Source organism: Caballeronia sp. SEWSISQ10-4 2 (assembly GCF_030464885.1).
Taxonomy (GTDB): Bacteria; Pseudomonadota; Gammaproteobacteria; order Burkholderiales; family Burkholderiaceae; genus Caballeronia.
In genome coordinates, this window is sequence record NZ_JALPRJ010000162.1 from 1 (window position 1) to 8588 (window position 8588).

8 protein-coding genes are annotated in these 8588 nt (G+C 60.5%); 5 read left to right on the forward strand and 3 right to left on the reverse strand.

Translation table 11 applies throughout. The features are described from left to right. Positions 1–174 precede the first annotated feature (174 nt). Positions 175–1071 (reverse strand): LysR family transcriptional regulator, encoded by an 897-nt coding sequence (locus M0D69_RS42680; protein WP_301787816.1) that lies wholly within the window; start codon positions 1069–1071, stop codon positions 175–177. A 94-nt stretch (positions 1072–1165) separates the two neighbouring features. Between M0D69_RS42680 and M0D69_RS42685 the strand changes: the two genes are divergently transcribed. Genes M0D69_RS42685 through leuD form a run of 3 tightly spaced genes read left to right on the forward strand, consistent with a single transcriptional unit; the run spans position 1166 to position 4081 of the window. After that, positions 1166–2044, forward strand: a complete 879-nt coding sequence (locus M0D69_RS42685) for an alpha/beta fold hydrolase (protein WP_301787817.1) — start codon at positions 1166–1168, stop codon at positions 2042–2044. A 5-nt stretch (positions 2045–2049) separates the two neighbouring features. Continuing rightward, on the forward strand, positions 2050–3486 hold the full coding sequence (leuC, locus tag M0D69_RS42690; RefSeq protein ID WP_301787818.1) for a 3-isopropylmalate dehydratase large subunit: 1437 nt from the start codon (positions 2050–2052) through the stop codon (positions 3484–3486). Continuing rightward, positions 3461–4081 (forward strand): 3-isopropylmalate dehydratase small subunit, encoded by a 621-nt coding sequence (gene leuD, locus M0D69_RS42695; RefSeq protein ID WP_301787819.1) that lies wholly within the window; start codon positions 3461–3463, stop codon positions 4079–4081. Before leuC ends, leuD begins: the two co-directional genes overlap by 26 nt. Before the next feature lie 40 nt (positions 4082–4121). Here leuD and M0D69_RS42700 read toward each other — a convergent pair whose 3' ends face one another. Further along, positions 4122–5012, reverse strand: coding sequence for a VacJ family lipoprotein (locus tag M0D69_RS42700; protein WP_301787820.1), 891 nt, complete (start codon positions 5010–5012; stop codon positions 4122–4124). Positions 5013–5053: 41 nt separating this feature from the next. Beyond that, positions 5054–7678, reverse strand: a complete 2625-nt coding sequence (locus M0D69_RS42705) for an MMPL family transporter (RefSeq protein ID WP_301787821.1) — start codon at positions 7676–7678, stop codon at positions 5054–5056. Positions 7679–7911: 233 nt separating this feature from the next. On the opposite strand from M0D69_RS42705, the gene M0D69_RS42710 reads away from it, so the two are divergent. Together M0D69_RS42710 and M0D69_RS42715 are read left to right on the forward strand one after the other, a co-directional pair. Beyond that, entirely contained in the window at positions 7912–8160 is a 249-nt protein-coding gene (locus M0D69_RS42710; protein ID WP_122179964.1) for an AbrB/MazE/SpoVT family DNA-binding domain-containing protein, read from the forward strand. After that, positions 8154–8474, forward strand: coding sequence for a type II toxin-antitoxin system PemK/MazF family toxin (locus tag M0D69_RS42715; RefSeq protein WP_301787822.1), 321 nt, complete (start codon positions 8154–8156; stop codon positions 8472–8474). The genes M0D69_RS42710 and M0D69_RS42715 overlap by 7 nt, the downstream gene beginning before the upstream one ends. Positions 8475–8588 lie beyond the last annotated feature (114 nt).

Genomic DNA, 8588 nt, shown 5'->3' on the forward strand with positions numbered 1-8588 from the left:
GGCGCGCTGTCCATCTCCGGCCTGAAGGCCGAGGTCTTTCGCGCAACCTGATAAACAAGCGATGCAAACCATCGCCTCAAATTAATTAAACGCTGCATTTTTCTGCCTAATCGATAGCCGCATCGAATAGCGCAATTCCAGAATTTCATAATCCATCGTCGCGCGAGGAGCCGCCTAACCCGCCCCCGCACGTAGCTCCTCGCCCAAAAACTCCACAAACGTCCGCAACTTCGCCGACAACTGATGCCGCTCTAAATAGACCGCGTGGATATCGGCATTCGGCAGCGCCCAGTCGTTCAGCAGCACGACCAGCTTCCCATCGCGAACCAGCGCCTCGGTTTCCCATTGCGAGCGCACCGCAATGCCGCGTCCGTCCAGCGCCCATTGCAGCACCGCACTCCCGTCATTGCTGCTGAGCGGCCCGTCCACCTTGATCGTCTCCGCCTTTTTGCCGCGCGTGAAATTCCACGCCCCATAAGCGGATTCGTTTTCGCGCAGCACGAGACATGCGTGCCGCGTCAGGTCGTGCGGCGTGACGGGCCGCCCATGTTTCTCCACATACCCCGGCGATGCACAAACAATCCGCCGGTTCCTGAGCAGCAAACGCGCGTTGATGCGTGCATCCGGAACATCGCCGAAACGGATGCCCAGGTCGAAACCTTCCTCCTGCAAATTCACCGGCCGGTCCGACAAGTGCAGCTGGATCTTGATCGCCGGATATCGCTCGATGAACTTCGATACCGCCGGCGTTATCCGGCAGCGCCCAAATCCAAACGATGCATTCACGCGCAGCAAACCCGTCGGCTCCGCCCGGCTTTTCGTGACGAGTTGCTCCAGTTCGGCGAGTTCATCGAGGATGCGCGAGCCGTTCGCCAGATACAGCTCGCCCTCGGGCGTGAGGCTGACGCGCCGCGTGGTGCGGTTTAAAAGCCGCACGCCCAGCCGTCGTTCCAGTTGCGCGAGCCGCTTGCTGATGGAAGGCGGCGTCACGCCGAGATCGCGCGCGGCGGCGGCCAGATTGCGATGCCGCGCAACCAGCGTGAACAAGTTGAGGTCCGAAAAACCGTCCATCGATTAGTTCCTGGAAGTTATGTCTGGATTGCCTGAATAGAAACTATATCGACAAATGCATCAATTAAACTTCATAAAACTGCGGGAGACAACGATGTTCGATGACTTCAAGGACGTATCGGCAACTGTTGATGGCGTCAGGATCAAGGCAATACAAGGCGGCAGCGGCCCCGCGTTATTGTTGCTGCATGGCCATCCTCAAACTCACGCGATCTGGCACAAAGTCGTGCCCGCGCTGGCGAAACACTTCACGATCGTGGCCTCGGATCTGCGCGGTTACGGCGACAGCGACAAACCGCAAGGCCTCCCCGATCACAGCAATTATTCGAAGCGCCGCTTGGCACAGGATCAGGTCGACCTGATGCGCACGCTTGGTTACGAATCGTTCGCGGTGCTTGGCCATGATCGCGGCGGCCGTGTAGCGGTCCGCATGGCGCTGGATCATCCGAATGTCGTGACGAAGCTGATCACGCTCGATGTCGCGCCGACGCTCGCGATGTACGAGAAAACCTCCTTCGAATTCGCGCGCGCTTACTGGCACTGGTTTTTCCTGGTCCGTCCCGAGCCGTTCCCCGAGACCCTGATTCGCACCGATGCCGACCTGTACCTGAAGCAGACCATCGGCGCGCGCAGTGCGGGTTTGAAGCCGTTCACCCCGGCGGCATACGCCGAATATCTGCGATGCCTGCAACAGCCCGACACGGCGCATGGCATCTGCGAGGACTATCGGGCGAGCGTCACTATCGATTTGGAACATGACCGCGAATCGTTGGCTATTGGCCAGAAGATCAAGTGCGATTTTCTCGCACTGTGGGGCGCGGAAGGCGTGATCGAAAAGTGCTTCGATCCGATCGCCGAATGGAAAAATTTCTCCGATAACGTCAGCGGCCACTCGCTGCCATGCGGTCACTACATTCCGGAAGAAGCGCCCGAGTTGTTGATCGAGTGCGCGCTGCCGTTCCTGCGGGCTTGAGCATCATGTCGCACCGAACTCTCTATCAAAAGCTTGTTGAGTCGCACTCGGTGACGCGTATCGACGATCAGAACGTGCTGCTCTACGTCGATCTGCATTTGATGAACGAGTACACGAGTCCGCAAGCTTTCAGCGGTCTCGCTGAGAAACATCGCCCGGTGCGCCGTCCTAAGCAGCAACTCGCGGTGGTCAGCCACATCATTCCTACGCACGCCGAATCGCCGCGTGTGATTCGTGATGCCGAATCGCTGCTGCAAGCCGAGAATCTCGCGCGCAACTGCGACAAAGCGGGCATCCGGCTCTATGCCGCAAACGATCCGCTGCAGGGTATTGAGCACATCGTCGCGCCGGAACTGGGTTTGATCCGCCCCGGCATGGCCGTGCTTTGCGGCGATAGCCACACGACCACGTACGGCGCGTTAGGCGCGCTCGGGTTTGGTATCGGTACATCGGAGGTTGAGCATGTGCTTGCCACGCAGACGCTGGTGTATCGCGTGGCGCAAACCATGTGCATCACCATCGTTGGCGCGCTGCCTTATGGGACTGCATCGAAGGACGTAATTCTTTGGATCATCAGCCGCATCGGCGCTCAGGGCGCGCGGGGTTATGCGGTGGAGTTTGGAGGATCAACCATCGCGTCGCTCTCGGCGGAAGCGCGCATGACCTTGTGCAACATGACCGTGGAAGCCGGCGCGCGGGCGGCACTGATTGCGCCGGACCAGACGACGTTCGACTATGTCCGCGCGCATGCGAAGTCGCTCGATGAAGCCGCGTGGAACGCCGCGCTCGCCGACTGGAGCGATCTGAAATCCGACAACAACGCTACATTCGACGCCGAATACACCTTCGACGCCCACGACATCGCGCCCTTCGTCACCTGGGGCACGAGCCCCGATCAGGCGATGCGAGTCGACGCACTCATCCCCGATGCAACCGCACAAGCCACGCCCGAAGCCGCCGCGGCATTGCGTCGAGCGCTCGATTACATCGGCCTCGAATCGAATCAGCCGATAGCAGGAACGCTGATCGACCGCGTGTTTATCGGCTCATGCACGAATGGGCGGATTGAGGATTTGCGCATCGTTGCGTCGATTGTGCGTGGGCGCAAAGTCGCCAAAGGCGTACGCGCGATGGTCGTGCCGGGCTCGGGTTCGGTGCGTCGGCAAGCTGAAGCGGAAGGCATCGCGGAGACGCTAAAGAAAGCCGGCTTCGAATGGCGCGAGCCGGGTTGCTCGATGTGCCTCGCGATGAACGACGACTTCCTCGAAGCGGGCGAACGCTGTGCATCGACTACCAACCGCAACTTTGAAGGCCGGCAAGGACGCGGCGGCCGCACGCATCTGATGAGTCCCGCGATGGCAGCCGCCGCCGCGCTGACCGGCAAGATCACCGACGTCCGCACGCTGGAGACCCGTCATGACCAAAAAGCTGACCACGATTGAAGGCAGCTCCGTGCCATTGCCGATCGAGAACCTCGATACCGATCAGATCATGCCGAAGCAGTTCCTTCGCATCATCGATAAAGCGGGTTTGAGCAAGGGCTTGCTCTACGATCTTCGTTTCGATGAACACGGCGAGCCGCTTGGCGGTTGCGTGCTGAATCGGCCCGCTTACGACGGTGCGCGCATCCTGATCGGCGGAGCAAATTTTGGCTGCGGATCGAGCCGTGAACATGCGGTATGGGGACTTCAGCAATACGGTTTCGACGCCGTCATTGCGCCAAGCTTTGCCGAAATCTTCTACTCCAACGCGATGAACAATCGCCTGCTGCTCGTGCAACTCGAGCGTGAAGCGGTGGACGTATTACTGCGTGAATCGACCAATGATCCAGCGTCGAAGATTCTTATCGATTTAGAAGTGCAGACGGTTACCTCGACAACAAGCGGCCAGGTTTTCAAGTTCCTGCTGGGTGCGCGGCACAAGCGCATGGTGATCGAAGGCATGGATACGATCGATCTCACGCTGACCGCTCTCGCCGATATTGAAGCGTTCGAAAAGCGCCACTTCGAGCGCCATCCCTGGGCCGCCGTGATGTAGCTCACGCGATACGGCCGCACAGGCCGTATCGCGAGCAGTGTTACTTTGCAGCCGGCGCCGATGCCGGCTGAGCCGCGCCCGGATCGGCGTAGTCCGGCAAGCCTTGCGAACTGCTGCTGCCGCCCGCGCCCGGCGTCGCTGGCGCAGCCGTCGCGCTTGCACCCGCTGCCGGCGCCGCGGTCGTGTCGCTCTCATCGCCGTAATCCGGCAGCGTGGCCTTCGCCGCGCCCGTCAGCTGATACTGGCGGCGTTGCGTGTAGGCATCGCGGACGAACGCGTATTTATCCAGCGCGGCTTGCGACAGGATATCCGTCGCGCCCAGCAGATCGGCCCGTGCACTGACGAAGCGCACGCCGAACAACACCGCGTTCGCTTCCGTACTCATATACGTTCCCGGATTGAGCGGGTAGCTGGCAATCCAGTTCGTCGCGTCGCGCACCGAACTCGGTCCGAGCAGCGGCAACACCAGATATGGCCCCGCCGGCACACCATAGTGACCGAGTGTCAGCCCAAAATCCTGATCGTGCTTCGGCAGCCCCGCAGGCGTCGCCCAGTCGATCAACCCGCCAATACCGAACGTACTGTTGAACGCGAAGCGCACCAGATCTTCGGTAGCGTCGGTGATCTTCAACTGCAGCAGGTTGTTCGCGAAGTTGCCGATATCGCCAATGTTCGAAAAGAAGTTGCTGATCGCCGTGCGCAGCGGGGCCGGTGTGACCTTCACGTAACCAGTCGCAATCGGGCGGGCGACGTATTTATCGGCGGCGTCGTTGAACTTGAAGATCTCGCGGTTCATGGGTTCCAGCGGATCGTGCGGATTACGATCGGGGCCGGTGGCACAACCGGACAGGGCGAAAGCGGCGGCGAGCATCACACTTCCGGTCAGCGCTCGCAAGTTGCGGGCGGCGCCAGGCGTTTTTGCCATCGTCATGAGTCGGTTTCCTTGGGGTCGTGCGTGAATAGTAGCTGCGTTTAAGGTACGGTCTTAGCGGTGTGGGCCGCCTTGCGCCGCAGTCGGGGTTTTCCCATTAAAACCGGCTGAAAAACCACTGCGCCAATCAACGTCGTAAAAAGCGCCAGGACCAGCAGCCTGCCCATGCTCGACGTGCCTGGATGATGCGAAAACCACAAACTGCCGAACGCCGTCGCCGTGGTGGCGGCGCTGAACATCACGGCGTGCGTCAGGCTGGATTGCAGCAGACCGGTTTGTCCCCTGCGCCACGCCATCACGAAATAGATCTTGAACGCCACGCCAATGCCCAGCATCAACGGCAACGCAATGATGTTCGCGAAGTTCAGCGGCATGTCGAACACGACGCACAGTTCCAGCGTGACAACCGTGGAGACGAGCAAAGGTATCAAAGTTCTTAAAACGTCGCCGATTCGACGCAAAGTCAGCCACAGCAGGATCGCGATGGCGATCAGCGACCACGCCGCCGCCTGCTCGAATGCCTTGATGATCGTATCGGCCGAATGCAGGATGGAAATCGGGCCGCCGATCGCATCCGGTGCGGCTTTCTGCACGGCATGGGCGAAACGGGAGAGCAACTGGTCGTCGTCGCGATTCTTGCCTGCCAGCGCCTTGGGCGACACCTCGACGAGCGCGTGACCGTCGGCGGCGAGCAAGTTGTCGGTTATCGATTTAGGCAGCGATGCCAGCGTGATCGGCGACGGTTGCAGCAGCGAACGCATCTGGCCCAGCGCGATGCGCAGCGGGTCGGACATGGCGTGCTCCGCGCGCTCGCGAGTGGCGACGTCGGCCGATGCGAGCTTTTTCAGCGTCGCTGCCAGATGACGCGCTTCATTTTCGCCGGGGCCGGGATGTTCATCGGCGGCGAGTTCCAACTGGTTCGAGAGGCGCTTCAGTGTCGCGACTCGCACGGCGTCGTTGGCGGGCGTGGCAACGCGCTGGTTCAACGCGGGCAGAAGCGGCGTTGCCGCGGCGGCGATCAACTCGAGCTTTTGCGGTTGATCGGCGGGAATGAGCGACGATAAGGTCGTCGCGCGCTCCACTTCCGGCAATTTCATGAGTTTCGCTGCGATCTTGTCGGCTTCCTCGAGCGAAGGCGCTAATACCTTTACGTCGTTCACGGCTGCTTCGGGCGCGTCTTTCAACGAGAGCAGCGTGGCCATCGACTCCGTTTTCGGGTCTTTGAGATTCAGCGGATTGAAGTCGAAGCGCAGATGCGTCAGCAACGGCAGAGCGCCGATCACCACCACCAGCGTGCCGATAAGCACCGGCGTGCGATTGCGCGCGAGGTAATCGTCGACGGGCGCAAGCTTCGGGAATCCCGGCGAACCTGCTTCACCCGGCGGCGCGAACACTTTGATCAGCGCCGGGAACAAGGTCATGGTGGTGAAATAGGCGACCAGCATGCCGACGCCCGCGATCTGCCCGAGTTCGGACACACCGCGATACGCCGTTGGTAAAAACGAGAAAAAGCTCGCGGCGGTCGCGGCGGCGGCGAGCGTGAGCGGCACGCCGGCATGCCGCGCGGTGCTGACGAGCGCCACGTCCAGCCGGTCGTCCTTGAAGCGTTCCTCACGATACCGCACGCCGAACTGGATGCTGAAATCCACGCCGAGCCCGACGAACAGCACCATGAACGCGATCGAAATCAGGTTCAGCGCGTGGACCATCAGCAGGCCGAGCGCGGCTGTGATCGCCAGTCCGACGAACAGCGTGATGAACACCGAGACGATCATCTTCCCCGAGCGCAACGCGAGCCAGAGGATCAACAGCACGACGAGGAACGTCAAAATGCCGTTCAGCACGGCGCCGTCTTTCAGCGACGCGAATTCTTCATCGGAAAGCGGCTGTTCGCCGGTGAGCCGCACCACGGCCCCATATTTCTCCGATAACTTCAACTCAGCCGCCGTCGCGCGAATCGCGTTCGTTCCGCTCGCGCCGGGTTCGAGCGCGTTGTAGTCGACCACCAGTTGCGCGGTCACGAACGCACGCGCGGGCTGCACGGCGGAGGTGTCGACGAGATTGCGCCACGAGAAGACGGCGGGTTGATTGGCGAGGACTTTATCCAGCACGCTAGCGCTCTGGCCCAGCAGTTTCGACATCTGCCCGAGCGTGACCTGACCAAGTTGCAGCGGCAGGTTGAGGCTGGTGTTGAGCGTGCCGGCAAGGCCGGTGAGCGTGGGATCGTGGGCCAGCGCGTTGATCAGCGGGCGCGCTTGCGCGAGTTGCTGGGTGGTGTCGGCGACTTTATCGGTCGGGAGGTAGAGCAGGCCGTTATGTTCGAAGAAGTCACCGCCTGAAGGCTGGGACACTGCCGTGAAGTGGTCGGTGCGCTTGGCCAAGGCGGCCGCGAGCTCGTTGGCGGCGGCATCGGCGAATTCGGGCGCTTGTGCTTCCACCACTACGAGCACCGTCGATCCACGTTGTGGAAAAGCTTTGTCGATAGCCTGGCCGCGCGCCGCCCATTCGGGTTCCATCTCGATCAACTGGTTGATGTCGGTGCTGATCTTGAAGTGATGGACAACGTAATAGCTGCTCAGCGCGGCGAGCAACAGCGACAAAACGATGATCCAGCCGGGTCGGCGGATCGATAACGTGACGAGGCGGGCAATGAGAGGCGTGAGCATGAAGACGGATGTCTCGGAGGGCGTGTTCTGGTGGTTTGCAGAGTGGACAACGTGCCCTGGGGCGACGCGTGAGTATACCGGGCGCCGGGAGGCGGCTACAGATGGGGGATTCAGGGGGGCACGCCGGCGAGAACAATATGCGCGAATCGATCGAACACTTAATGACAAATTGTACTAACATTGTATGACCATGCAGTTCCCTTTTGGACTAACATTGTCATTACGGTGAAGCGATGAAAACAACGATTCGCAGGATGGGCAATTCGCAAGGCGTGTTGATTCCGAAACCCATCCTGGCCCAACTTGGGCTGGAAGACGAAGTGGAGATGGAAGTGGAAAACGACGCAATTGTCCTAAGAAAACCGCAGAAAAAGGCCCGTCAAGGATGGTCCGACGCAAGCAAGGCCATTGCAGAAGCCGGCGACGACGGACTGGTGATGGGCGAGTTTCCGAACGCGGATGATGCGGAGCTTTCGTGGTAATGCGGGGAGAGGTCTGGCTGATTAACCTCGACCCCACCGTTGGCAGCGAAATCCAGAAGACCCGGCCATGCGTGGTGATATCGCCGCCTGAGTTGCACGACCACTTGCGCACGGTGATCGTTGCGCCAATGACGACTAAAAGCCGGGCGGCGCCGTACCGAATATCCGTTTTGTTCAGTCAAAAGAAGGGGCTGATCTTGCTCGATCAAATCCGCACGATCGACAAGACTCGCCTGGTCAAGAAGCTTGGCGCTATTCCGGCTAATACGTTGTCCGTCACATTGCGGACGCTGCAGGAAGTCTTCGCAGACTGAAAATCCAACCTGTAAGTCGCTATTGCGAAGGGGGGGGGCTCGCGCCGGTGGACGGGGTTGGGGGGCTGGGTTGGTGCTTTCGGCCTTAGTGGTCTGCGTGAGTTAGCTGTATTT